Below are 23,779 nucleotides of genomic sequence, written 5' to 3'. Positions count from 1 at the left end.
TACCTGCTTGCGTCTATGTTAACACAAGGGATTGAACATGCTGAAAACAGGCGTGCGATGTCTGGATTTTAAGTTGTTCAAAAAAATCGATGATAGGTCTCTAAATATTGCGCTATCACTGAATAAGCTTTGTGAATAAAGTAAGTTCCATTCCGGGGACATCGTGGTTATAAAAACCAACACCCTATGTATCACACCGTTAAGGAACTCACTAATGAGCAAAATACTCGTTCTGAAATCAAGCATTCTGGCTAACTTTTCTCAGTCAAACCAGCTGGCCGATTACCTGGTTGCGCAGTATCAGGCTGCAAACAGCGGTTCTGCCGTAACAGTTCGTGACCTGGCTGCTGATCCGATCCCGGTACTTGACGGTGAACTGGTTGGCGCACTGCGTCCATCCGATGCTCCGCTGACACCACGTCAGGAAGAAGCCCTGGCGCTGTCCAATACCCTGATTGAAGAATTGCAGGCGCATGACGTGATCGTGATCGCGGCACCGATGTACAACTTCAACATTCCTACCCAGCTGAAAAACTATTTTGATCTGGTGGCACGTGCCGGTGTGACCTTCAAATACACCGAGAAAGGCCCGGAAGGCCTGGTGAAAGGTAAACGTGTTATCGTTCTGACCAGCCGTGGTGGCATCCATAAAGACACCCCGAGCGACCTGGTTGCGCCATACCTGTCGCTGTTCCTGGGCTTCCTGGGCATGAGCGACGTAGAGTTCGTTTACGCGGAAGGCATCGCATACGGTCCTGAAGTCGCCACAAAAGCGCAGGCTGATGCGAAAACAGCAATCGATGCCGCTATCAAAGAACTGTCTGCAGCATAATTATCGTTATCACAATCTGAGCACCCATTCACTTAAGAATCTGTCCGTTCCGCTCAGATGATGTTGTGATAAAGCTATTGCGCGCTGAAAGGCGCGCTTTTTTTTGCCCTGTGTTTTCCCCGTTTACTTTTGCAACCACTGCCCGTTGATGCCCCGGACATATTCGCCCTTCCCGGCTCTGGCGACCAGTTTTTGCCCGGCCAGTTTAGCCACATCCTCGGTGCTGACGTTGTTGTCCCGCGCAACTTGGGTGTATTGCTGCCTGCGGGCGTCGTTGATTTTTACAGTCAGTGCGACACTTTCCGGGTCCTGTTTAAGCGGAGCCAGATAGCCAGACAGCGTTTCACCCACGCGCCCCTGCTGTTTGGCTTCACTGAGCGTTAACGCGAATGCCTGGCTGCAAAACAGTAATCCGCTGATCAGCCACATCAGGCTGATTTTTTTGATGCCGTTCTTTTTGATAAATAGCCCGGACATACGTGCTCCTAGAATAAATCACTTTGATTTTTCAGCAGATCTTCCACATCTTTATCCACTTTAATATGAATTTCGTGTTCAATTTTCACGTTCATGTTGATGGTGATCGGCTCTTTCGGCGCGGCCAGTTCGATACGTGGCACACAGCCGCTGAGCATCATTACGCAAAGCACCATGCCCGGGCCGACAAGTCGCAATTTCATTGTTCCTTCCTCACTGTTGGATCCTTTTTCTGTCCCGCTGCGGGCGGACGTTTTGACAGCGCATCAGCAGGCAAAGACATCTGCTGTTGCAGCCACTCCTGAAGATTGTCGCCAAAACGCAAACTGCGCCAAAGCTGATAGATATTTTCCTCATGGGAATAATTGAGGACGATTTCACGTTTTTCTTTGTTGCCACCGTGCGTCGTGTCGGTGTAATTCACGCCGTCAACTTTGGCCTTCATGGTCAGCACACCAAGATTATCCAGGCTGACCCGCGCATCGGAACGGCTGATTTCCAGATACCGCAGCAGGCCAATTACCATACTATTGGCGAAATTACCGCTGGCCATGGCATCGGCAAACTGCGGATCGAGGCGCAGCGTCAGGCTGCCGTCGTTTTTGATCCAGCCGTTATGAATGATCCATTGCGGATTTTCCACATACAGCGGCAGCTCACCATAAATCACCCCCGACATCGCCAGTTGCTTAGGCTTAAGCGCCGTAAACAGTTCGCTGAGATTGATTTTTTCGAGCTTCAGCACTGCCGCATCATGTTGCGGCATGCGCAGCGCCGACAGGCTGAGATGGCCGCGCAACATATCAACGCCCAGATTGCTCAGGGTCAGCGGCGATTGTTCACTCCACGGATAATGCCCCTGTAAATCGGCCGTCACGTTCTGCATTTTGACCAGATTATTCACTTCGCCGATACGCAGCGTCACCGGCTTTTTCACGCCAAGCTGCCAGACCTGGTCCTGAAGGCGGTACGGCAGGCTGAAATCCAGCCCGCTCAGGTCGCCGTCTTTCATCCAGAAGCCACCGTTTTTCACCACCCAGTGGCCACCGGCCACAAACCCCTGACCACGGGCAGCCGAAAAAGCCGACTGTGCGTAGAAGGTTCCTTCACGTAATTTGATGTTCAGATCGGGTGTGAGCAGCGTCTGGAATGCCGTCAGTTGTTGTTTCGGCCACCAGCCTTCACCGCGCAGCCTTTCGCCGTCCCAGCGTCCGTTGAGTCGGATCGGGCCGATCGGTTTGGCATCCAGCATCCCGCGCATCATGAAACTGTCCGGACTGTCGCCGCTGAGCTGTAACGCCAGCGTGGCAGGCGGCAGGTAGCCTCCGTTCGCCAGCGAAATCTTCCTGGCCACCAGCCTGATGTCCCCCTTAAATGCCGTCGGCATATCAGGATACTGCGGTTTGAAGCGGGCGGAGGGCGGACGTTTCCAGAGTAAAGGGTGTACAAGCGTAAGACGTGGGGCATCGACATCCACCAGCCCGTAATGCAGGCGGTCAAAGCCGGTCGAGAGCGAATTAATGCTGATCAGATTATCATGCCACTGGCCTTTGCCGGACATGTCCCAGCGGCCATTGAGTGGCGGCAGATGGCCATTGCCCCAGTAATTGAAATTCCACAGTCCGACATCCGGCCAGAATGCCAGCGACTTGCCGCTGAGATGCAGATCAAACGCGCCCCAGAAACGGTGACGGGCTTTCAGGATCGCCTGTAACGGCCCGCTCACGCCCTCTGCGGACACTTTGACCCCTGCCAGCGGCCATCGCGCATCGCTGATGGTCAGTTCCGGCGTCGGCTTACCCCATGCACGTAACAGCGAACCACTGCGCAACGAAAGCGTCGGGTTCAGCAGCGATCCGCTGAGCTGACCGGGCAATGACGCACTCAGGGACGTGGCCTGGAGATTTGCCTGACCGGTCAGGCGAAAGCCTACATCGCTGTCGAGTAAACCGATACGTCCCGGCCCGAGTGTCAGTACCACGTTGGCCTTGCCGTTGTGGCCCTGCGTCAGCACGTTCAGCCGGGCGGTGATGTTGGTCTGATCAAACGCCGGTGACCAGTCGCTGAGCGTCAGGTTTACGCCCCCGGCCAGCGGTTGTGTGCCATAAGGCCAGCGCCATTGTCCCGGCGTGATCTGTAATTCATTATTGTTCAGTTTCCAGGGCAGCATCGCCAGAGGCTTATCGCTGCCCTTTTCGGCCAGCGTCAGTATGCCTTCGGTTGTCTGCCAGCTCAGCGTAATATCCAGCGGCTGAGGCACTTGTGCCGTCTGCATTTCGGCATGCAGTTCGCCGGATTCAGGCAACTGATCGAGATTCGCCGGAAGCAGCAGTTTACCGCTGAGCATCACCGGCTGCGGGCTGCCCGGCGGTGTCAGGCTGAATGAACGGATGGCAAGCTGAAGGTTGCCGTCAAGTTCGGCCTCAAGTTTCAGGGCATCGCCGCTGGCCGACAGATGCTGTACGCCGTCAAGATTGGTGATCTGAACATTGGCGGCGTAACGTTGCCACGGCGTTACGGAAAGCTGACCAATGCTGACGCTGCCGGCAGGCAGCATGTTTTGAATGTCTGAGAGGGAAAACGTTGTCTGACTGTCGTTTTTGGGCAGTTTTGCCAGACAGGCGGTGTCGACCGTCAGTGCATCGAGCTTCAGCGCCCAGCGACCGGTGTCGTGACTCAGACGGGCATTTCGCGCCGTTGCAAGGGTGCAGTCGCCGGCCAGATAGCGCAGGCCCGGCAATTGCAGATTACCGCCGGACCAGCGCGGCGTCCCCTTCAGCACCAGTTGTGTTCCGCCAGGCAGCCAGTGGCTGGCGATAACCGGTAACCAGCGCGGCACAGTTTTCCATAACACCCACAGCAGCAGCGCCATAATCACCACTATACTCAGGAGTATCTGCGCGCCTTTCTTTAGTCCGTTCCTCATGACTTGCCTTGTCTTATGCTTCACTAAAAGGTCTAAACGCCCGCAAGATATCATAATTAGCGTAATAACTGATGACAGGAATGCCAGGACGCCTGAATCAAATAGCACAGGATAAATTGTCTGCCTTCCTGCGCTCTGCTAGTTTGGTAACATATTGCGAATAGTTTCTGAAACTGTTTATTCCTTATAAAACATGCAGAAAGCATTTCGCCAGAGATTCAAACTCACTGCGGAGAAACACCATGAAAGTGGCTGTCTACAGTACTAAAAATTACGACCGGAAATATCTGGAACTGGTCAACGAACACTATGGCTATCAACTGGAGTTTTTCGATTTTTTGCTGACCCCGCAAACGGCGAAAACGGCGGTAGGTGCCGATGCAGTCTGCCTTTTCGTTAATGACGATGGCAGCCGCGAAGTATTGCAGGAACTGGCGTCTTTGGGGATAAAAACGCTGGCCCTGCGTTGCGCGGGTTTTAACAATGTCGATTTAGACGCCGCGAAAGAACTGGGGATTTCCGTTGTCCGCGTACCGGCCTATTCGCCGGAAGCGGTGGCCGAGCATGCAGTGGGTATGATGATGTGTCTTAACCGCCACATTCATCGCGCTTATCAGCGCACACGTGAAGCCAACTTCTCGCTGGAAGGCCTGATCGGTTTTAATATGTATCAGCGCACCGCAGGTATTATCGGTACGGGTAAAATTGGCGTGGCTACGATGCGTATCCTGAAAGGTTTCGGCATGCGCATTCTGGCGTTTGATCCGTATCCAAGCCCGCTGGCACTGGAGCTCGGTGCGGAATATGTTGATCTGGATACGCTGTATGCAGAATCTGATGTCATTTCCCTGCACTGCCCGCTGACGCCGGAAAATCATCATCTGCTCAACGCAGAAGCGTTCTCTAAAATGAAGGACGGTGTGATGATCGTCAACACCAGCCGTGGCGGATTGCTGGATGCCACCGCCGCTATCGATGCCCTGAAAAAGCAAAAAATCGGCGCGCTGGGTATGGACGTTTACGAGAATGAACGCGATTTATTCTTCGAGGATAATTCTAATGAAGTGATCCTTGACGACGTTTTCCGCCGCCTGTCGTCCTGCCACAACGTGCTGTTCACCGGCCATCAGGCCTTCCTGACCAGCGACGCGCTGACCAGCATTTCAGAAACCACACTGATGAATATTGATCAGCTGGCGAAAGGGGTGGCCTGCCCGAATCTGCTCTGATCGCATTATCCGGTCAGGTGTCTGAGGCTCACTCAGGTGAGCCTTTTCTTTTAGCATTACTGCCGAAGCGCATTCAGCGACTCAGCACCCGGCTGATTTCCGTGCCGTAACCGGTGAGGGTCAGCACATCATCAGCCAACGTGACCGAGGCAAATGGCAGGCTGCTTTCCCCGTCGACCATGCCTTTGAGGGTAATAAAATCCGTATTATCCACACGGTCGTAGCCACCCCGGTGATCGTGGCCGGCGAAGTAAGCACGAACGTCGTAACGGCACAGCAATTCCACCAGCGTTTCGCAATTCCACAAGTTATGGCTGTTAACCGGTGTCAGCGGGTAATGACCGAAAACCAGTACGGCCTCGCGCTGCTCACGCGCTTCATGCAGATTTTTCTCAATCCATTCAAGTTGTTTCCGCCCGACAGCACCGTTCCACGGCTGCGCCTGTGACTGCTGGCATTCGGTCAGTTCTGCCAGCATATATTCCGCTAACTGACGGTCATCGCCATTGGCGTGGTTGCAGTACAAACTGACGTCGTTACCGTCGATGATCAGGAAACGATAACCCGGCAAACTGAAGGAATAATAACTTTTCGGTAAGCCGATGGCCGGTTTCTGCGCTCCGAGATGCTCGGAAATAACCTGTGCGTCGTGGTTGCCGATCACCGCCGCATGCGGGTGACGAAGCGCGTCATAACGGGCAAGAACGGCCTGAAAACTGCTCCAGTCTCTGTCCACCAAATCGCCAAGGGTGACGACAAAATCGAGTTTGAGATCATTAAGCTCATTGATGGCGGTGGCCAGTTTATTCAGGCTGTTGCGGTAGTAACGGATTTTCTCTGGTTCAGCATCGGCGTATTGCGGGTCAGCAATCAGCCCGAAGCGCAGCCTTGCGCCATTGACCAGCGCGTCGTGGACTTCCGGCAACTGATAGAGCGAACTGACATTGCCCAGTGCCTGTTCCTGCCGTTCAGATAATAAAGGGGATAACATGGACACGGTCATAATATTCTCCTGTCGGGATCTTACCGGATCCCTGCCCGCATAAAGGATTGAACAAACTGACGCTGAAATATCAGAAACAGTACCAGCAGCGGTAACACCGTCATCAGGGTGGCGGCGCTGATCAGCGCCCATTGCACGCCCTGCTCCGGCGCGGAAAATAACTGCAATCCGACCGTGACCGGCCGCACTTTGACTGAATCGGTGATCACTAACGGCCAGAGGAAATCGTTCCAGTGGAAGCTGACGGATACCAGCGCGAAGGCGACGTAGATCGGTTTCGCCAGCGGAATGTAGATTTTGCGCAGGATATAAAACCGGCTGGCACCTTCCACCACCGCCGCTTCTTCCAGTACCAGCGGGATACTTTTAAACGTCTGGCGCAGCAGGAAAATGGCAAACGCCGAGGCAAAATACGGCAGCGCGATGCCCGCCAGCGTATCGCGCAACCCGAGCGCACCAATGGTTTTGTAGTTATTCAGGATCAGCACATCGGGGCTTATCATCAGTTGCAGCAGGATCAGCGCGAAGATAAGCCCGGCACCTTTGAGTTTAAACCGCACCAGGGCATACGCTGCCAGTGTTGCCAGAATCAGCTGACAGACCACAATCATCAGCACCAGCAAGGTGGTATTCATAAAGTAGCGGGCAAACGGTGCCGCCTGCCAGGCATTAATGAAATTCTGCAAAGTGAGCGGCGCAAACAGTGAAAAACTGCCCTGCACCGATGCCGGATGAATAGCCACCCAGACCGCGACCAGCACCGGTAAAAACCACAGTAACGCCGCCAGCCAGATAGTAAAATTCAGGATCAGACGGCTGAAAGAAAATGGTTTCACTGATAGTGCGTCCTTTTATCCAGCAGGTTGAATTTAATCAGCGCGATAACGGCCAGGATCACCAGCAGTACCACAGTCATTGCCGACGCGGCCGGTAAATCCCAGTAACTGAATGCCGTGCGGTAAATGTAAAACAGCAGCAAGCTGGTGCTGTTGTCGGGTCCGCCGTTGGTCATCGCAATCACCTGATCGACAATCCTGAAGGCATTCATCGAGGCGTTGATCAGCACGAATAATGTGGTCGGCATCAGCAATGGCCACTGCACCCGCCGGAAGAAATAGCGGCGCGATGCCCCTTCGATTTGTGCCGCTTCAGCCAGTCGCGGGTCGATTTGCTGTAATGCGGCCAGATAGAAAATCATGAGGAATCCGGCCTCACGCCAGACTGAAACCGCCATCAGGCTGTAAAGTGCCGTACCCGGCTCGCCCAGCCAGTTGACCGCTGGCAACGAAAACAACGCCAGCATTTTGTTAAGCAAACCGAGCTGAGGCGTATAGAAAAACAGCCACAGATTGGCAATCGCCACCATCGGTAACAGCGAAGGAATAAAGAAAGCGGCGCGGGTCAGAGCATTCCCCCGCAGACGGCGGTTTACCGCCAGCGCCATCAGCAGCGCAATCGCGACGGACAGCGGAATGGTGATCAGGGCGTACAGTAAATTATTGCGTAATGACAACATAAACACATCGTCATCGAGCAGCGCACGGTAGTTATCCAGTCCGACAAACTGCGCCGGATGCCCGCTGCGGGCAGCGCTGAACAGGCTTTCCCATACCGTTGCCAGCGCCGGATAGTGGGTAAATAACAGCAGAAATCCTAAAGCAGGCAACACCAACAGATAGCCATAAAGTTGTAATGACAACCCGCGTGTGCGGGTGGCCGGAAGGACCGCGTGAAATGTGCTCATGCTGTTCCTTTTTATCCTTACTGATAAGGTTTCAGCAGCCGGTCAGCCTGTTTCTGCGCCGAACTCAGCGCCTCGGCTGGCGTTTTTGCCTGCGTGACGGCAGCTTCAATCGCGTGGTTCATCAGTTCCTGGATTTGCACACTGTTATAAGTTGAAAGTTCCGGCTGTGAATATTTCAGCTGTTCGCGGGCCACCAGTGCCTGCGGAACCTGTTTCACATAATCCTGCATGACCGGGGTTTCCCACGCGGCAGGCGATGTCGCGACATACCCGGTGGCGATGCTCCAGCGCGCGGCCTGCTCCGGAGCGGAAACCCAGCGGATAAACGTCAGCGCCGCTTTCTGTTGTTCCGGCGTAGTGTTTTTGAAGACGTAAAGATTGCCACCGCCGGTCGGGCTGCCACGCTGCGTTTTCTCCGGTAGCATCGCTACGCCGAACGGGAATTTGGCATTTTCACGCACGGTAGTCAGGTTGCCGGTGGTCGTGACCATCATCGCGGTTTTACCGTCGATAAAGTCCTGCGGCGTGGTGCCCCAGGCAATAGTACCTTTCGGCGAAACCGCTTCCTTCTGCGCCAGATCAGTCAGCCATTGCAGGGCTTCTACGTTGGCTGGCGTGTCGAAAGTCACCGCCGTACCTTTACCATTATCCAGATGGCCGCCGTTGGTGGCTGCAATCCCCTGGAAATTCCAGTAACCGTTTGGGGTGGAAGGAATTTCAATGCCCCACTGCTTCACCTGAGAACCGTCATGTACGACCAGTTTTTTACCGAAATCGACCACCTGCTGCCAGCTGGCAGGCGGTGTGTCGCCATTCAAACCGGCCTTCTCAAACGCCTGTTTATTCCAGTACAACACGACCGTCGAACGCTGGAACGGAATGCTCCACACTTTGCCCTGAATATGGCGGATAAAGGCCGGATAAAAACCGTCGATCCATTGTTTGCCGTCCGCGTCATTCGCCAGATCGCTGACTGGCAAAATCGCGCCCGCGTCGATCAGGGAATATGCTTCGATATCGCCGATTACCGCGATTTGCGGAGCATTGCCGCCACGAAATGCAGTAAGCGCTTTGGTGACCGTCGTGGCGTAATCACCGGTATAGACCGGCTGAATGCTGATATCAGGATGCGTTTTCTGGAAATCTTCCACCAGCGTATCCACCGTGTGACTGATTTTCCCACCGACAGCAATCGGGTAATACATTTGGAGTTTCACCGGATCTGCTGCAAAAGCAGAGGTGCTGGTGATGAGCAGAACGGCGGTAGCAAGACGTGAAAAACGGTGAACAATAGACATAATTTTCCCTTCGGCAATAGGCGTTGTATGTGTCAGAAAAATAAATAACTGCAAAAAATGACAACTACACGGCAACTCTCTGATCTGACTGCAAACAGGATTGCTCAGCGTGGAAGCAGCGTTTTCCGTCTGCTGTGATGAAAAAATATTGTGCGCCCGTGGTCCATTGCAGTCCGATTCTCTGGCCGTCGGCAAAACGTTTCATGCCCGCAACTTTCACTGTCAGCAGCGCCGGATAGCCGGTCAGTGCGCAGGCCACCAGGGTATCTGCCCCCATGTATTCATGGCTGACCACCTGCGCGGTCAAACTGGCGTGTTCAGGCGAAATCAGCTGAATATCTTCGGCTCGCAGGCCAAGACTCAGATCGTTTTCATTAAAGTTTTCCACCACGGGCAACGGCGTACCGGCAAGATAGTGATGCTGCCCGCGGCGTTCGAGCGGCAGAATATTCATCGGCGGCGCGCCAATAAATTGCGCGGCAAAAATACTGGTCGGGTTGTTGTAAAGGTTATCCGGCGTGTCGTGCTGTTCAATACAGCCGTCGTTGAGCAGGATGATTTTGTCGGCCATGCTCATCGCTTCTGTCTGATCGTGGGTGACATATAACAAGGTCAGGCCAAGCTTTTTCTGAATTGCACGGATTTCGCGGCGCATACTCTGGCGCAGTTTGGCATCAAGATTAGACAGCGGCTCATCCATCAGGCACAGCCTGTTATTGGCGATCACCGCCCGGCCCAGCGCCACGCGCTGTTGCTGACCACCGGAAAGCTGCGCAGGTAACCTGTCGAGCAGAGGTTCCAGTTCCATCAGCTTGCTGACATCCGCCAGCCGCGTCGCAAAATGCCGCTTGTCTTCACCGCGTGCGCGCAATCCGAATAGCAGATTTTCGCGAACATTCATGTGCGGGAATAATGCATAAGACTGGAACACCATCGACAGCTTGCGCTGAGAAGGCGTCAGCGTGGTGACATCAGATTGCTGAAAATATAACGTGCCGCTTTCTGCTGTTTCCAGCCCGGCAATGGTCCGTAGTAATGTCGATTTTCCGCAGCCTGAGGGACCGAGTAAGGCAATAAAATCACCCTCTTCCACATCAAAGCTGATGTCATTGAGTGCAATTTTTGTTCCCCAGGATTTCCGGATATGACGGAGTGATAAAAAGCTCATGCCGCGATGCATCTCTCTGAACCATGATGGGCATAACCTAGCGGGCTAAAATGACGTTTTTATGATGGGAAGATGACGGGATAAAGACGGACAAGGTTTTAAGCTCCTTCCCCTTCGCAGGCGAGGGAGTTAAGGGCTTAAAATTCTCATTCATTCACGCTATAATGCTCCAGAAAATATCGCATAAGTCAGTTGAATGTATCGACATGGCAAGCATCAAAGGAATATTTCTCAGGAGAGAAGATGAAAAAGTCACTGTTTGTTCTGGCCGCCGCAATAACTCTGGGGGCTTGCAGCATGAATCAGAACACTGGCGTTAAACAGACTGATCTGCAGCATCACCGTTTTGAGTTGCTGAGCGTAGATGGGCAGACTGTCCCTGCTGCGCAAGGACGCATTCCGGAAATTGAATTTGGCTCAGACATGCACATATCCGGCAAAATGTGTAATAACTTCATGGGTCAGGGTCAGTTGCATAATAATGTACTGACCGTAAAAGGGCTCGCATCCACCATGATGTTATGCCCGGATGAAAACCTGAATAAATGGGATCATGTGATCAGTGATGTGCTCAATAACGGTGCGGCGCTCACCTTGCAGGATAGCAAGCTGACCCTCACCCAGGGCAAACACCAGTTGGTTTATCGTTTGAAAGACCGGATGTAAACGGGCAATTTGCTGCCGCGTTAAATGCAAAAACGCCAGACGGCTGTCTGGCGATTATCAGGCTTTACACACGCCCTGCATCAGAGCACTTTCCGAGCACTGGCGACCGTTGGCCAGCGAACACATACCGACGCGGCTGCCATCGAGTTGCGGCGCCATCCGTAATTGCCCGCCCGCCATTGAACAGGCTGCATAGGCCGGGCTGTCCATGTTCACGGTACGTTGCCCGATATTAACGCTGTTACCTTTTTGGGGAACATCAGCCGAATCGTCATGGCTGCTGCATGCGGCTAACACCAGCACACCGGCGGCCAGTAACACGCGAAACGCAGTGATCATCTGTACTGCTCCTGAATATGACGGTTTTTTTTGCGAGTCGCCATCATATCCGACGTTTTTCGCCTGAGTCGAGCCCTTCAGTAAAATAACATCAACTTTTTCCTAAAATAATCTTAAATTTAAACACTCAGACACATTTTATTTCTACGGGTTATTTCTTTGGCTAATAAAATTAACAGTAATTAACCACTTTTTCCCCTGCATTGTCTGGAAAATATAATGATAAGGAGCTTGTATGCTGACAGACTTTTTACTTCGTATTGCCCTCGCCGGTGCCCTGGGCGGCTTAATTGGTATTGAGCGTCAGTTACGTGCCAAAGAGGCCGGTCTGCGTACTCATATACTGGTAGGGATTGGCAGCGCTATGTTTATGATTGTATCGAAATACGGCTTTGCCGATATTCTGATGCAAACTCACGTCAGCTTTGACCCGAGCCGTGTGGCGGCACAGGTGGTCAGTGGCATGGGATTCCTTGGCGCCGGAACCATTATTATTCAGAAACAGATTGTGAAAGGTTTAACCACCGCGGCCGGACTCTGGGTGACCGCCGCCATCGGGCTGGTGATAGGTAGCGGACTCTATGAAATCGGCATCTATGGCGCGTTCATGACATTAATTGTGCTGGAGGTTTTCCGCCAGATCAGCAACCACTGGGTCGGACATCACCATTTAATTGAAATACGTCTGCTGCCGGAAAGTGTGCCGGTGGTGTTACTGGAGTTACAAAAAATGCGAATTCGTCCGGGCCATATCAAAATTAATCAGCGCGACGAAGATGACAGTAAATGTGAACTGGTTCTGGATGTGATCCTGCGGCCGAAACAAAGTGTGGATAAATTGTATGAAGCGCTGATGTCGGTGAAAGGAATAAAACGTATCGATATTAATTAATCCCCTCGGGCATTTCTTCTGTACCCTATTTAGCCGCTGTCTCAAACCGGTTGAAGCACAGCGGCTAATAATAATCCCAGTGCCTGTGGTCATTGCGTAACCACTTCAAATACCAGCTGAAATAGCCCTGCACACAATCAGGATAAATCGATTAATCCGGCCTCTGCTAAGCTTTTAACATTCTCGCCAGCAAAACGACTTTTGCGCTGGCCGCCATTATGAGCAAAGCAAAAGGTATTCCATGATCACCACTGATGGTAATAATGCAGTCGCTTCCGTGGCTTATCGCACCAATGAAGTGATTGCTATCTACCCGATCACGCCCAGTTCAACCATGGCCGAAATTGCGGGAGCCTGGTCAGGCGAAGGAAAGAAAAATCTGTGGGGCGATGTCCCGGCCGTCATGGAAATGCAGTCGGAAGCCGGTGCGATTTCTACCGTCCATGGCGCGTTACAAACCGGCGCACTGTCAACCTCGTTCACGTCGTCGCAGGGTCTGTTGCTGATGATCCCGACGCTGTACAAGCTGGCCGGTGAACTGACGCCGTTTGTGCTGCATGTGGCGGCGCGTACCGTGGCAACCCATGCGTTGTCAATTTTTGGTGATCATTCTGATGTCATGGCCGTGCGCCAGACTGGCTGCGCCCTGCTCTCTGCGGCCAGCGTGCAGGAAGCGCAGGATTTTGCACTGATTTCTCAGGTTGCCAGTCTCAACAGCCGCGTACCCTTTATCCATTTCTTCGATGGTTTCCGTACCTCACACGAAATCAACAAAATTGCGCCGCTCAGTGATGACACCCTCCGGCTGATGTTGCCGCAGGCGCAGATTGACGCGCACCGCGCCCGCGCGCTGTCACCGGATCATCCGGTGATCCGCGGCACCTCGGCTAACCCGGACACCTATTTCCAGTCCCGTGAAGCCACTAATCCTTATTACAATGCCACCTGCCAGCACGTTATCGACGCGATGAAGGCCTTTGCTGCCCTCACCGGTCGTGAATATAAGCCGTTCGAATATATCGGTGATCCGCAGGCTGAACGGGTGATTGTGCTGATGGGTTCCGGGATCGGCACCGCAGAAGAAGTGATTGAAACCCTGATGGCCCGCGGCGAGAAAGTGGGCGTGCTGAAAGTGCGGCTGTACCGGCCATTCAGCGCTGAATATTTGTTATCTGTGCTGCCGCAAACGGTAAAAAGCATTGCCGTGCTTGACCGCACCAAAGAACCGGGTGCGCTGGCAGAACCGTTATACCTTGATGTGATGACTGCGCTGGCGGAAGCGTATTCGCGTGGCGAACGTGATTCACTGCCAAAAGTGACCGGCGGCCGTTACGGCTTATCCTCAAAAGAATTCGGGCCGGATTGCGTGCTCGCCGTGTTCCGTGAACTGTCACTCAGCCAGCCGCGCCCGCGTTTTACCGTCGGCATTTATGACGACATCACCGGCTTGTCGCTGCCGGTCGCAGAAGAAGAGTTACCACAGCATGCATCGCTCGAAGCCCTGTTCTACGGGCTGGGCAGCGATGGTTCCGTGTCGGCCACCAAAAACAATATCAAGATTATCGGCAACAGCACGCCAATGTACGCACAGGGTTATTTTGTTTATGACTCTAAAAAGGCCGGTGGCCTAACGGTGTCGCATCTGCGCGTCAGTACAAAGCCGATCAAATCCGCCTATCTGGTGAGTCAGGCGCATTTTGTCGCCTGCCATCAGTGGCAGTTTATCGATTTGTATCAGATGGCAGAACGTCTGCGTCCGGGGGGCATTTTCCTGCTCAATACCCCGTTCAGCGCCGGTGAGGTCTGGTCACGTTTACCGCTCGAAGTACAGGCCACACTGCTTGAGCGCGGGGCGCGTTTCTATGTGATTAACGCAGCCAAAATCGCCCGCGAATGTAAACTTGGTGCACGCATTAATACCGTCATGCAGATGGCGTTTTTCCACCTGACACAGATTCTGCCGGGCGATGACGCGCTGAAAGAATTGCAGGGCGCGATTGCCCGCAGTTACCGCAGCAAAGGTGAAGAGATCGTGACCCGCAACTGGATGGCGCTGGCCGCCACGCTGGAAGAACTGGTCGCCGTGCCGCTGCAACCTGTTCCTGAAAATCCCCGCAAACGTCCGCCGATTGTGTCCGACGCAGCACCGGATTTCGTCAAAACCGTCACTGCCACTATGCTGGCAGGTCTTGGCGATGCGCTGCCGGTCTCGGCCTTCCCGCCGGATGGCACCTGGCCGACCGGCACCACCCAATGGGAAAAACGTAACATTGCCGAAGAAGTGCCGATCTGGAAGCCGGATTTGTGCACGCAATGCAATCACTGTGTCGCCGCCTGCCCGCATTCGGCGATCCGCGCCAAAGTGGTTCAGCCGGAATTTATGGCAGACGCCCCGTCTGCGCTGCAATCGCTGGATGTGAAATCCCGCGACATGCGCGGTCAGAAATATGTCTTGCAGGTCGCACCGGAAGACTGCACCGGCTGTAATCTGTGCGTTGAAGTCTGTCCGGCGAAAGACCGTCAGGATCCGTCGGTCAAAGCCATTAATATGGCGGATCGCATCACCCATCTTGAAGAAGAACGCGCCAGTTACGATTTCTTCCTTAAACTGCCGGAAATTGATAAAACCACGCTGGAACGTATTGATATCCGCACCTCTCAGTTGATCACCCCGTTGTTTGAGTACTCCGGTGCCTGTTCAGGCTGTGGTGAAACACCTTACATCAAACTGCTGACCCAGCTTTATGGCGACCGTTTGCTGATCGCTAATGCCACCGGTTGTTCCTCTATTTATGGCGGTAATCTGCCCTCAACGCCTTACACCACCAACTCTGATGGCCGTGGTCCGGCATGGGCAAACTCTCTGTTTGAAGACAACGCCGAGTTCGGGCTGGGCTTCCGCCTGACCGTTGATCAGCATCGCCGCCGCGTGCTGCGTCTGCTGACTTCACTGGAAGAGCATATTCCGGCTGACGTGCTCGGCGGACTGCGCGATGACACCTCCGCACCGGAAGTGAAACGCGGACATGTCACGGCGTTGCGTAAAATTCTGGCAGATATCGGCACACCGGATGCGCGTCAGTTATCAACGGATGCGGATTATCTGGTAGACAAATCTATCTGGCTGATTGGCGGTGACGGCTGGGCTTATGACATTGGTTTCGGCGGGCTGGATCATGTGCTGAGTCTGACCGAAAACGTCAACGTGCTGGTGCTCGATACACAATGTTATTCCAACACCGGCGGACAACAATCGAAAGCCACCCCGCTCGGCGCAGTCACGAAATTCGCTGAGCAGGGTAAACGCAAATCGCGCAAAGATCTGGGGGTGAGCATGATGATGTACGGTCATGTGTATGTCGCGCAGATATCGCTCGGTGCCCAGCTTAACCAGACCGTCAAAGCTATACAGGAAGCCGAAGCGTATCCGGGGCCGTCGCTGATTATTGCGTACAGCCCGTGTGAAGAACACGGCTATGATCTGGCGCTCAGCCACGACCAGATGAAACAACTGACCACCACCGGTTTCTGGCCGCTGTACCGCTTCGATCCGCGTCGCGTGGAAGAAGGTAAACCGGCACTGACTCTCGATTCCAGACCGCCATCCGGCGGGCTGACCGATACGCTCAATAATGAGCAGCGGTTCAGAAGATTAAATGCCCAACCGCCGGAAGTGGCAGACATGTTGTATGCGGCGGCGGAGAAAGAGTTACAACAGAAATATGACTTTTTGGCCATGCTGGCGGGTAAGAAGACCGAATCAGAGTCTTGAGTCTTTTTTCTCAACTTCAAGTTCAAAGTCGTGGGCGTCGGCCCACACCGACTTGGGGGCGGCTTATCGCCGCCGCCCCCAAGACCCCCGGGCTCTTTCACTGCGCGCTCCGCTGGAGGCTATGTTTCAGCGGGCGCGGTGATAGCCGCAAAATCCCGCCGCTGCGCGGTGCCCTCCCATCGGGTTACAACCCGCGCAAAATACCGCGCGGTTTTCCACCTCTCGTCCGGCGTGATTTTGGAACCGGCCTCTGGCTTCTACTGCGCAACTTAACTGATTGTGGTTTTAAAAAAGCTGAAGGCGATTCAGAAATCTTGCTGAACGGAGCGGCTTCGAGACCTGTGGCTCGGGTCGATCTATGCGAGACAACGTCACGAAGTGACGGCCCGAAGGGCGAGGCCACAGGCCGAGTAACACCGAGAGAAGGCACCGCGCAGCGGCAAGATTTCAAGCCTGTCACTGCGGTACCTGAAACATAGCCAGCAAGCGGTAGCGGGCAGTTAAAAAAGCGCGGAGTCCAGAGGCCCGCGCGTTACCGGGTCTCTGGTCGGTGTGGGCCGACGCCCACGGTCTTGACCTTGAAGCCCGTTTGGGTGGCAACCCAATGTCTTGACCTTAAACTAACCGGTACTCGATCCGATATTCCCCCGAACCCACCTCAGCGGTATATCCGTCAGCACAGCGCACAAAATCAATCCCGTCCGCCTCCTGCACAGATTGACCGTCCGTCAGGACCACGGTGGCGGAGGTATTCGCCGGAACAGTGACGTTAAGGAACACGGTCTGACCGCTCACTTCCCAGCGCACACCGATTGCACCGTAAATGGACTGATAGCGGGTATCCAGCCAGCTCAGGCCGCCGCCGGTCTGTGGTCTGATGATGGCGTGTTTGAAACCCGGCTGCTCTTCATCGGCTTCAATCCCGGCCGCCACCCGGTAGAGCCATTCGCCCACCGCGCCGTAAGCATAGTGATTGAAGGAGTTCATGTCCGCGCTCCACATGCTGCCGTCCGGTTTGATGCCGTCCCAGTGTTCCCAGACCGTGGTGGCACCGGCTTTCACCTGGTACAGCCATGACGGGAAATCATCTTTCAGCAGTAAACTCCACGCCTCTTTGTTCCGGCCATTCTGGCTGAGTGCGTGACAGAAATATGGCGTGCCGATGAAGCCGGTGACTAAATGCCCGTCGTGTTCATTAAGCAGTTCTACCAGCGTATCGGTGGTGCGCTGACGGAACGCATCAGGAACCAGATTAAAGTACAGGGCCAGAATATGTGCGGTTTGCGTTCTGGCCGCCAGACGGCCGGATGGAGTGAAGAATTCCTCCTGAAAACGCCTGACAATGGCCTGATGTAAGGCATCGTAATGCTGATAGTCTTCAGTGCGGTTCAGCGCTTTCGCCGCTTTGGCGAACAATTGCGTGGAATACGCATAATACGCCGTGCACGTCAGGTCATCGGGCGTGGCACCGAAATAACTGCCCTCTTTGGCATCCAGCGCCACCCAATCGCCAAACTGTAATTTGTAATGCCAGAGGTGGTTTTCAGCATGCGCGGTCATGAAATCTATCCAGCCTTTCATGCTGGCGTACTGGTTTTCCAGCACCCGCGTATCGCCATACATCAGGTACATCGTCCACGGGTTGATCACTGCGGCATCCGCCCAGGCCGATGCGGAATGGGTTCCGCCTTCGGACAGCAGCCGGTCTTTGCCACAATAGCCGGTCAGGATATCCGGGACAACGTGAGGCACACCGCCCTCAGACGTCTGATCATAACGAAGATCGGTCAGCCATTTGGCGAAAAAATTACGGGTTTGCATCAGGTAACTCGCGGTACGGCAAAAAATCTGCGCATCGCCCGTCCAGCCCAGCCGCTCGTCGCGTTGCGGGCAGTCCGTCGGCACATCAACAAAATTACCTTTCAGCCCCCAAAGGATATTGTGATGTAGCTGATTCAGCGCCGGGTCTGAGCAGGCGAAATGCCCGGTCTGTTCCATCGAGGAGTGCAAAACAATGGCGGTGAAGTTATTCAGATCCAGCGGCGCCGGATATTGCTCAACTTTCACAAAGCGGAAACCTTGCCAGGTAAAGTGCGGATGCCAGGTCTCTTCGGCCTCGCCTTTGAGCACATACTCGGTTCGCTGTCTGGCAGTGCGCAGATTATCCAGATACACATTACCCTGCGCATCGAGCACCTCAAAGTGTCGCAATACCACTTTATCACCCGCCTTGCCGCTGGCCCTGAACGCAACCCAGCCACTGAGATTCTGGCCAAAATCAATAACAGTGTCGCCCTGCGGCGTCGTGATCAGCGCAACAGGCTTAATTTCTCCCATTTTTCTGACCGTGTTACTTCCCTGCGCCACCAGCGTGGATTTTTCATGCGCCACCACGCTGACGGGCCGCCAGCCATCCTCTGCGAAACCCTGCGCACACCAGCCGGGAGTTTCCCGGCGTGCATCGTAAATTTCACCGTCATAGATTTCTGAAAACAGAATGGCTGAATCGTATCCTTTCCAGCTTTCATCACTGACCACAATTTCACGTGAGCCATCTTTATAATTAATCATCAGCTGAGAAATAAGCGCGCTCCGTTCACCATAGTAATTACGATGACGGCTGAAACCCATGTCACCTTTGTACCAGCCTGCACCTAAAATGGCACCCAGGACATTTTCACCTTTTTTCAGATGACCGGTTACCTCGTAAGTCTGATAAAGTAAATGGTTGTGATAACTCGTCCAACCCGGCGTCAGGCTATCTTCTCCGACTTTACAACCGTTGAGATGGCATTCATAAAGCCCGAGCGCACTGACATGAATAAAAGCCGACTGAATATCTGCTGCCCGGTTCAGAACAAAAGATTTCCGTAACAGTGTCGCTCTGGAATTATCTTTATCTGCCGGCGTTTCGAAGGTGATGAAATCAGCCAGCCATTCACGGGGATAAAGCACGCCGGAAATCATCTCCGCAGGCGAACTCCAGGCACTGGTGTCGCCATAATTATCACGGATCTGCACCCTGATAAAATAATGCTGTGAAGAGATGAGAGTGAATTCATTCAGGGTGACATTATTAGAATATTCGCCGTCCTGCCATTCGCCCCGAAACAGGATTTTATCAAAACCCTGATCCTGGCTAATTTGGATCCGGTAAGCGGTTTGCCGGACATTTCTGTTATGGCTTGCAATTTCCCAGCCTAATACCGGAAATTCCTGCACACCATACAATGCTGATTCCTGATTTAATGTAAGTCTGATCACTGTGAGCATATTCCTGAGTCCTCATGTAATATTGCCTGAGCGGTAAAATAAACCACTAGATTTGCTTGATAACGGATGCCGGATATTCAGATGCCGTTTCTTTAGTCACCGTACCGGCCTCGCTGTTGAATTCATTCCGTTGTTTGCCATGGAAACAGATCCAGCCGATCAACAAACCGGAAGCCACCGTAGCGGATAAAAGGGTATACAACACCAGCGGACCGGCATCGAGCAGCAGAGGCGTAATAAATGCCAGTACACCGCATAACAACCGGGAAATAGCGACGATAATACCTTGCGCAGTAGAGCGGAGCATGGTCGGGAAAGATTCCTGCGACCAGACTTTCATTATCCCTTCAAATGCCAGGCCGCTGCCTATAGCAGTAAAAAATAAGCAGCAGAACCAGGATGCGGGAGAAAATTTAAATAATACCGGCAGGAAGAATCCCCCCGCAAAACAACATGCCCCCAGAATAAATACCGGGATGCGTTTTGGTGTATCGACAAAACGCATAAACATGATCCCGGCAAATACACCGACCGGCATAGTCAGCAGGTTCCACAGTGAATGTTGCCCGACGGAAATACCCACGACATTCACCGCAATATACGTGCCAAACTGACCGCCGGTATTCGCGGCCAGATTGGTAAAGGCATAGAACAGACACAGCGCTACAAAAGGCCACAGGTATTTCCCGTGAATAAGATCCTTAAACGAGGCTTTCTGCGCACGTACCGTGACAATCCCTGCACGCCGTTCGTTTCGGGCAATCAGCCACAATGGAGACTCCGGAATTGTCCAGCGCAACGCCAGCAAAATCACGGCCACAGCGCAGACATGCAGATACATAATCTGCGCACCCGGACGCCCCCAGCCGCCGACGATGGCTGAAATCGCCATGGTTGTACCAATCCCCAAAAACCACAGTAAATTCGACAGTCCGATAATTTTCCCGCGATTTTTATCCGTTGCGGCTTCGGCAATGGTCGCCAGAGATACCGGCAAGTCTGCGCCGGTAGCCAGCCCGACCAGCAATGTGCCGGTCAGCAGCACCGGAAAGGTATTACCGAAAGCCAGCAACAGCGTACCCATAATGATCATCGCCATAGTGACAATAAAGACTTTGCGTCTGCCATAACAATCCCCCAGCCTGCCGCCCAGAAAAGCACCCAGTGCAATACTCAGCGTTAATATGCCGGAAAGTATGCCGATCTGAGCCGATGTTGTTCCTATTGCTTTCTGATAAATAACCAGGGCCGTTCCGTTTGAAACAATTGCGGCAGAATCAATATATGATGCCATGCCGGAAACCACCCCGACGTACCAGGGATTAGGTTGTTTAATGGTTGACATAATCATGTCCTTCAGAGGTAACGGTGAAAAAAATAATTCGTGAGCTGTCCTTAACACCTGCTGTTATTATGATTCCCTATTAGACGTTTCTTGTTTATGACGGTTATTATTAATAGTGCGCTTTAAGGACACTATTACTGACTCTCATTCGTTCCTGAGAGGGGGTTCTGTGAAATTGTTTTTTATAGGCCTCCGTCAGACGTGATGTGGTGGAGAAACCGCACCGGGTAGCAATTTTGCCGACAGTTAAATCGGAGGTGCGTAATAACTCCTGGGTTTTTAATAAACGGTAACGCAACTGAAATTTTTCGGGCGTAAAGCCGGTCATTTCTTTGATAAATCTGAACATGGTTCTTTTTGCCACACCACTTTCCTCACACAAATAATCCCAGTTAATACTGCACGCGTAATTTTCGCGTAAATAATTCAGCAGATGTCGCTTGCCGGATTCTGTCGGACTGGCCCGGCATTCCCTGCGGGTGGCACATTGGTACAGCATGACTATCATCGATAAGAGATAAGATTCTGAAGCAGCAAAGTAGGCGTTATCATAACGGGTGTCCCACTGGCAGGTAATTTTATCGGTCAGTTCAGTCACTGTCGTCAGTTCCGCGTCCGTTAATCCGGTACGCCGTTTTTTTATTGAGGTGGTATATTCTTTTATCCCCGCAGTGAGTTGATCAATGTTATTGATAAAATGAAAGGGTCGTTGTTTATGCAGTAATATATTGGTAATTGATAGTTTATTGGTGGATTCATAGCAGTGGGCATCATGAGCGCTGACGATAAAAAAATCGCCTTTATGAATAAATTCCACCTGGTCGTTAATGATATGAAATCCGCTGCCGTTGCGGACAATAACCAACTCATCGAATTCATGCCTGTGCACATCTTCCATCGACTGACGGTTCATATCGAATAAACTAAAAGCATGATGTTTCGAAAGGAAGAAATCACTGACCTTGAGTATTTTCATACATTCACCGGCTTAATGAATAAAATAATTAACTTTAATCAATGTGTGTAATAAAAATATATTTTCCTGATAAAATGATTAGACCGTAATAATTATGACAAGTCTATATGAGCCACTGGCATTGTGGCGTAACCGCCCGTGACATTTGTTTCATTTTTGTATCAGAAATCACTTCCGGGGATCATCAGACATAAAAATGCGCAGAAAGATCTGCGCAGCGGGGAAATAGAATGAGACGGTTTTACTGGGCGTTATCTCTGGTGTAACCGGTGCTTATGCCCTTTCATCAGGCTCAGTGAGGCTGAAAACGCCGCGCCTTCGTCGCCGGCCATGATGGCTTCGTAAATGCGTTGATGTTCGCTGAGGCACATCCCCCCTTCTTTTGAGGAATACTCAAAAAACCATTTAAAAATGGTGGTCAGAACGTTGCCGAACGGCACGTAAAAACAGTTACCGGAAGCGATGAAGATCATCCTGTGGAACTGCGTATCAATATCCACCCAATGTTGGGCATCGAAATTTTCAGCGACGTGGCACATCTGGCGGTAAATACGCGACAGTTCAATGCGTTGCTCTTTACTGGCATTCACCGCAGCCAGCGCGGTAGCATGCGGTTCAATCGCCTTGCGGAATTCCAGAAACTGATGATAGATCTCTTCTGTCGCTTCCATGCCCTGCATCCATTCCAGCAACTGCGGATCCAGCATGTTCCATTGCGGACGCTCTTTCACACGGGTACCAATTTTGGGCCGTGACTCAAGTAACCCCTTGGAGGTCAGTAATTTCAGCGCTTCACGCAGCGCGGTGCGGCTGACGCCAAACTGTTCGCCCAGTTCAATTTCACTCGGCAGGATCGCGCCCGACGCCAGTTCGCCCGACAGAATTTTGCGGGCGATATCGCGGGCGATATGGGTATTCAGGCCACGGGTCATGCCTGCAGCGGTTTCAAACTGCATCGTCATATTCTTCCCTTTTTCCTGTGCAGGTTGCCGTCATCATAGTTCAGGCGGCGGTGAGCTGCATGCCTGCGCCGCACTGAAACTCCCGAACTGTGCGCTATGGCGCCATCTGGCCGCCATTCACATCCAGAATCTGACCGGTTATGTAGCCACTGCAGGCATGCGAGGCGAAAAACAGATAAGACGGTGCCAGCTCTTCAGCCGTGCCGAAGCGCCCCATTGCGATGGAACCGGCAATTTTCTCCCGCACTTCCGCACTTTTATCCGCATGGAAGACGGTGTCGATGGTGCCCGGCGCAATCACGTTAAAGCGGATGTTGTCCCGGGTGAACTCCTTCACCCAGTTGCGGTGCACATTGTGCAGCCAGGCTTTCGAGGCGGCGTAGAGACTGGCACCTGGCCCGCCGCCTTCCCGGCCGGCAATCGAGCCGGTGCTGATCACCGAGGTGGTTCTGCCGCTCTGTTTCGCCGCGTGACGCAAATGCGGAATGGCAAATTTCGTCACCATCAGCGCCGAACGGGCATTAAGATCCATCACGTGGTCATAAAAATCATCATCGATGTTTTCCAGCCCCTGCCGTCCGCCGAGTCCGCCTGCGTTATTGACCAGCACATCAATGCCGCCAAACCGTTCGACAAAGTTCGCCACCAGCGTTTCGCATTCTGCAGACTTTGTGACATCTGCGCCAAAATAGACCACCTCACCGCCGTTTGTAGCGATTTCTGTCGCCAGTTTGTCGAGACTGGCATCATGACGGTGGCCGTTAATACCGACTTTTGCGCCTGCCGCCGCGAACGCTTTTGCCGCAGCCAGCCCGATGCCTTTGGTTGAACCGGTGATCAGGACTCGCTGACCTTTCAAATCGTTAAACATAATGAC

19 protein-coding genes are annotated in these 23,779 nt (G+C 52.9%); 5 read left to right on the top strand and 14 right to left on the bottom strand.

Features of this window, described 5'->3' with window-relative positions; translation table 11 throughout:
- Window positions 1-214 precede the first annotated feature (214 nt).
- On the top strand, window positions 215-832 hold the full coding sequence (locus tag ACOZIO_RS01130) for an FMN-dependent NADH-azoreductase (RefSeq protein ID WP_129951185.1): 618 nt from the start codon (window positions 215-217) through the stop codon (window positions 830-832).
- 123 nt (window positions 833-955) lie between these two features.
- Here ACOZIO_RS01130 and ACOZIO_RS01125 read toward each other — a convergent pair whose 3' ends face one another.
- From ACOZIO_RS01125 to ACOZIO_RS01115, 3 genes are read right to left on the bottom strand one after another with little or no spacing between them, the layout of a single operon-like run.
- A complete protein-coding gene (locus ACOZIO_RS01125; protein WP_421594835.1) occupies window positions 956-1,309 on the bottom strand; it encodes a YdbL family protein in 354 nt (117 codons plus the stop codon).
- An 8-nt stretch (window positions 1,310-1,317) separates the two neighbouring features.
- Window positions 1,318-1,512 carry a YnbE family lipoprotein gene (locus tag ACOZIO_RS01120; protein ID WP_129951184.1) on the bottom strand — a complete coding sequence of 65 codons (195 nt, stop codon included), beginning with the start codon at window positions 1,510-1,512 and terminating at the stop codon, window positions 1,318-1,320.
- Window positions 1,509-4,235 carry a YdbH family protein gene (locus ACOZIO_RS01115; protein ID WP_421594834.1) on the bottom strand — a complete coding sequence of 909 codons (2,727 nt, stop codon included), beginning with the start codon at window positions 4,233-4,235 and terminating at the stop codon, window positions 1,509-1,511. The genes ACOZIO_RS01120 and ACOZIO_RS01115 overlap by 4 nt, the downstream gene beginning before the upstream one ends.
- A 242-nt stretch (window positions 4,236-4,477) precedes the next feature.
- On the opposite strand from ACOZIO_RS01115, the gene ACOZIO_RS01110 reads away from it, so the two are divergent.
- On the top strand, window positions 4,478-5,464 hold the full coding sequence (locus ACOZIO_RS01110; RefSeq protein WP_129951182.1) for a 2-hydroxyacid dehydrogenase: 987 nt from the start codon (window positions 4,478-4,480) through the stop codon (window positions 5,462-5,464).
- Between the two features lie 73 nt (window positions 5,465-5,537).
- On the opposite strand, the gene ACOZIO_RS01105 is transcribed toward ACOZIO_RS01110, so the two are convergent.
- The 5 genes from ACOZIO_RS01105 to ACOZIO_RS01085 all read right to left on the bottom strand — a co-directional run bounded on the left by ACOZIO_RS01105 (window position 5,538) and on the right by ACOZIO_RS01085 (window position 10,677).
- Window positions 5,538-6,467, bottom strand: coding sequence for a metallophosphoesterase (locus ACOZIO_RS01105; RefSeq protein WP_129951181.1), 930 nt, complete (start codon window positions 6,465-6,467; stop codon window positions 5,538-5,540).
- 20 nt (window positions 6,468-6,487) lie between these two features.
- A complete protein-coding gene (locus ACOZIO_RS01100) occupies window positions 6,488-7,303 on the bottom strand; it encodes a carbohydrate ABC transporter permease (RefSeq protein ID WP_129951180.1) in 816 nt (271 codons plus the stop codon).
- A complete protein-coding gene (locus ACOZIO_RS01095) occupies window positions 7,300-8,211 on the bottom strand; it encodes a carbohydrate ABC transporter permease (RefSeq protein WP_421594833.1) in 912 nt (303 codons plus the stop codon). The genes ACOZIO_RS01100 and ACOZIO_RS01095 overlap by 4 nt, the downstream gene beginning before the upstream one ends.
- A 17-nt stretch (window positions 8,212-8,228) precedes the next feature.
- The gene (locus ACOZIO_RS01090) at window positions 8,229-9,509 is read right to left on the bottom strand and encodes an ABC transporter substrate-binding protein (protein WP_129990777.1); all 1,281 of its coding nucleotides are present in this window, start codon (window positions 9,507-9,509) and stop codon (window positions 8,229-8,231) included.
- Window positions 9,510-9,573: 64 nt separating this feature from the next.
- Window positions 9,574-10,677 (bottom strand): ABC transporter ATP-binding protein, encoded by a 1,104-nt coding sequence (locus tag ACOZIO_RS01085; RefSeq protein WP_129951177.1) that lies wholly within the window; start codon window positions 10,675-10,677, stop codon window positions 9,574-9,576.
- A gap of 243 nt (window positions 10,678-10,920) precedes the next feature.
- Between ACOZIO_RS01085 and hslJ the strand changes: the two genes are divergently transcribed.
- A complete protein-coding gene (hslJ, locus tag ACOZIO_RS01080; RefSeq protein WP_217138590.1) occupies window positions 10,921-11,343 on the top strand; it encodes a heat shock protein HslJ in 423 nt (140 codons plus the stop codon).
- A 57-nt stretch (window positions 11,344-11,400) separates the two neighbouring features.
- On the opposite strand, the gene ACOZIO_RS01075 is transcribed toward hslJ, so the two are convergent.
- Complete coding sequence (locus tag ACOZIO_RS01075; RefSeq protein ID WP_129951175.1) at window positions 11,401-11,682, bottom strand: DUF333 domain-containing protein; 282 nt, start codon at window positions 11,680-11,682, stop codon at window positions 11,401-11,403.
- A 235-nt stretch (window positions 11,683-11,917) separates the two neighbouring features.
- Between ACOZIO_RS01075 and ACOZIO_RS01070 the strand changes: the two genes are divergently transcribed.
- The gene (locus tag ACOZIO_RS01070) at window positions 11,918-12,574 is read left to right on the top strand and encodes an MgtC/SapB family protein (protein ID WP_129990779.1); all 657 of its coding nucleotides are present in this window, start codon (window positions 11,918-11,920) and stop codon (window positions 12,572-12,574) included.
- Window positions 12,575-12,815: 241 nt separating this feature from the next.
- Window positions 12,816-16,346 (top strand): pyruvate:ferredoxin (flavodoxin) oxidoreductase, encoded by a 3,531-nt coding sequence (nifJ, locus tag ACOZIO_RS01065; protein WP_421594832.1) that lies wholly within the window; start codon window positions 12,816-12,818, stop codon window positions 16,344-16,346.
- Between the two features lie 615 nt (window positions 16,347-16,961).
- On the opposite strand, the gene ACOZIO_RS01060 is transcribed toward nifJ, so the two are convergent.
- From ACOZIO_RS01060 to ACOZIO_RS01040, 5 genes are all read right to left on the bottom strand, one after another.
- Window positions 16,962-19,619 (bottom strand): family 78 glycoside hydrolase catalytic domain, encoded by a 2,658-nt coding sequence (locus ACOZIO_RS01060; RefSeq protein WP_421594831.1) that lies wholly within the window; start codon window positions 19,617-19,619, stop codon window positions 16,962-16,964.
- A 46-nt stretch (window positions 19,620-19,665) separates the two neighbouring features.
- The gene (locus ACOZIO_RS01055; RefSeq protein WP_129951171.1) at window positions 19,666-20,964 is read right to left on the bottom strand and encodes an MFS transporter; all 1,299 of its coding nucleotides are present in this window, start codon (window positions 20,962-20,964) and stop codon (window positions 19,666-19,668) included.
- Between the two features lie 109 nt (window positions 20,965-21,073).
- A complete protein-coding gene (locus ACOZIO_RS01050; RefSeq protein WP_129951170.1) occupies window positions 21,074-21,940 on the bottom strand; it encodes a helix-turn-helix domain-containing protein in 867 nt (288 codons plus the stop codon).
- A 251-nt stretch (window positions 21,941-22,191) separates the two neighbouring features.
- Entirely contained in the window at window positions 22,192-22,902 is a 711-nt protein-coding gene (locus ACOZIO_RS01045; protein ID WP_129951169.1) for a FadR/GntR family transcriptional regulator, read from the bottom strand.
- A 94-nt stretch (window positions 22,903-22,996) separates the two neighbouring features.
- Entirely contained in the window at window positions 22,997-23,773 is a 777-nt protein-coding gene (locus ACOZIO_RS01040; RefSeq protein WP_129951168.1) for an SDR family NAD(P)-dependent oxidoreductase, read from the bottom strand.
- Window positions 23,774-23,779 lie beyond the last annotated feature (6 nt).

The organism is Rahnella sp. PD4 (genome assembly GCF_049199325.1).
Taxonomy (GTDB): Bacteria; Pseudomonadota; Gammaproteobacteria; order Enterobacterales; family Enterobacteriaceae; genus Rahnella; species Rahnella perminowiae.
Note: the sequence above shows the minus strand (reverse complement) of the source record. Positions and strands in the feature narration are given on the sequence as shown.

Bases quoted from the DNA above. Each gene is read 5' to 3' on its own strand.
- ACOZIO_RS01070 (WP_129990779.1), top strand. From the start codon at position 11,918: ATGCTGACAGACTTTTTACTTCGTATTGCCCTCGCCGGTGCCCTGGGC.
- ACOZIO_RS01050 (WP_129951170.1), bottom strand. From the start codon at position 21,940: ATGAAAATACTCAAGGTCAGTGATTTCTTCCTTTCGAAACATCATGCT.
- ACOZIO_RS01110 (WP_129951182.1), top strand. From the start codon at position 4,478: ATGAAAGTGGCTGTCTACAGTACTAAAAATTACGACCGGAAATATCTG.
- ACOZIO_RS01125 (WP_421594835.1), bottom strand. From the start codon at position 1,309: ATGTCCGGGCTATTTATCAAAAAGAACGGCATCAAAAAAATCAGCCTG.
- ACOZIO_RS01060 (WP_421594831.1), bottom strand. From the start codon at position 19,619: ATGCTCACAGTGATCAGACTTACATTAAATCAGGAATCAGCATTGTAT.
- ACOZIO_RS01075 (WP_129951175.1), bottom strand. From the start codon at position 11,682: ATGATCACTGCGTTTCGCGTGTTACTGGCCGCCGGTGTGCTGGTGTTA.
- ACOZIO_RS01085 (WP_129951177.1), bottom strand. From the start codon at position 10,677: ATGAGCTTTTTATCACTCCGTCATATCCGGAAATCCTGGGGAACAAAA.
- ACOZIO_RS01090 (WP_129990777.1), bottom strand. From the start codon at position 9,509: ATGTCTATTGTTCACCGTTTTTCACGTCTTGCTACCGCCGTTCTGCTC.
- hslJ (WP_217138590.1), top strand. From the start codon at position 10,921: ATGAAAAAGTCACTGTTTGTTCTGGCCGCCGCAATAACTCTGGGGGCT.
- ACOZIO_RS01105 (WP_129951181.1), bottom strand. From the start codon at position 6,467: ATGACCGTGTCCATGTTATCCCCTTTATTATCTGAACGGCAGGAACAG.
- ACOZIO_RS01040 (WP_129951168.1), bottom strand. From the start codon at position 23,773: ATGTTTAACGATTTGAAAGGTCAGCGAGTCCTGATCACCGGTTCAACC.
- ACOZIO_RS01120 (WP_129951184.1), bottom strand. From the start codon at position 1,512: ATGAAATTGCGACTTGTCGGCCCGGGCATGGTGCTTTGCGTAATGATG.
- nifJ (WP_421594832.1), top strand. From the start codon at position 12,816: ATGATCACCACTGATGGTAATAATGCAGTCGCTTCCGTGGCTTATCGC.
- ACOZIO_RS01115 (WP_421594834.1), bottom strand. From the start codon at position 4,235: ATGAGGAACGGACTAAAGAAAGGCGCGCAGATACTCCTGAGTATAGTG.
- ACOZIO_RS01095 (WP_421594833.1), bottom strand. From the start codon at position 8,211: ATGAGCACATTTCACGCGGTCCTTCCGGCCACCCGCACACGCGGGTTG.
- ACOZIO_RS01130 (WP_129951185.1), top strand. From the start codon at position 215: ATGAGCAAAATACTCGTTCTGAAATCAAGCATTCTGGCTAACTTTTCT.
- ACOZIO_RS01055 (WP_129951171.1), bottom strand. From the start codon at position 20,964: ATGTCAACCATTAAACAACCTAATCCCTGGTACGTCGGGGTGGTTTCC.
- ACOZIO_RS01045 (WP_129951169.1), bottom strand. From the start codon at position 22,902: ATGACGATGCAGTTTGAAACCGCTGCAGGCATGACCCGTGGCCTGAAT.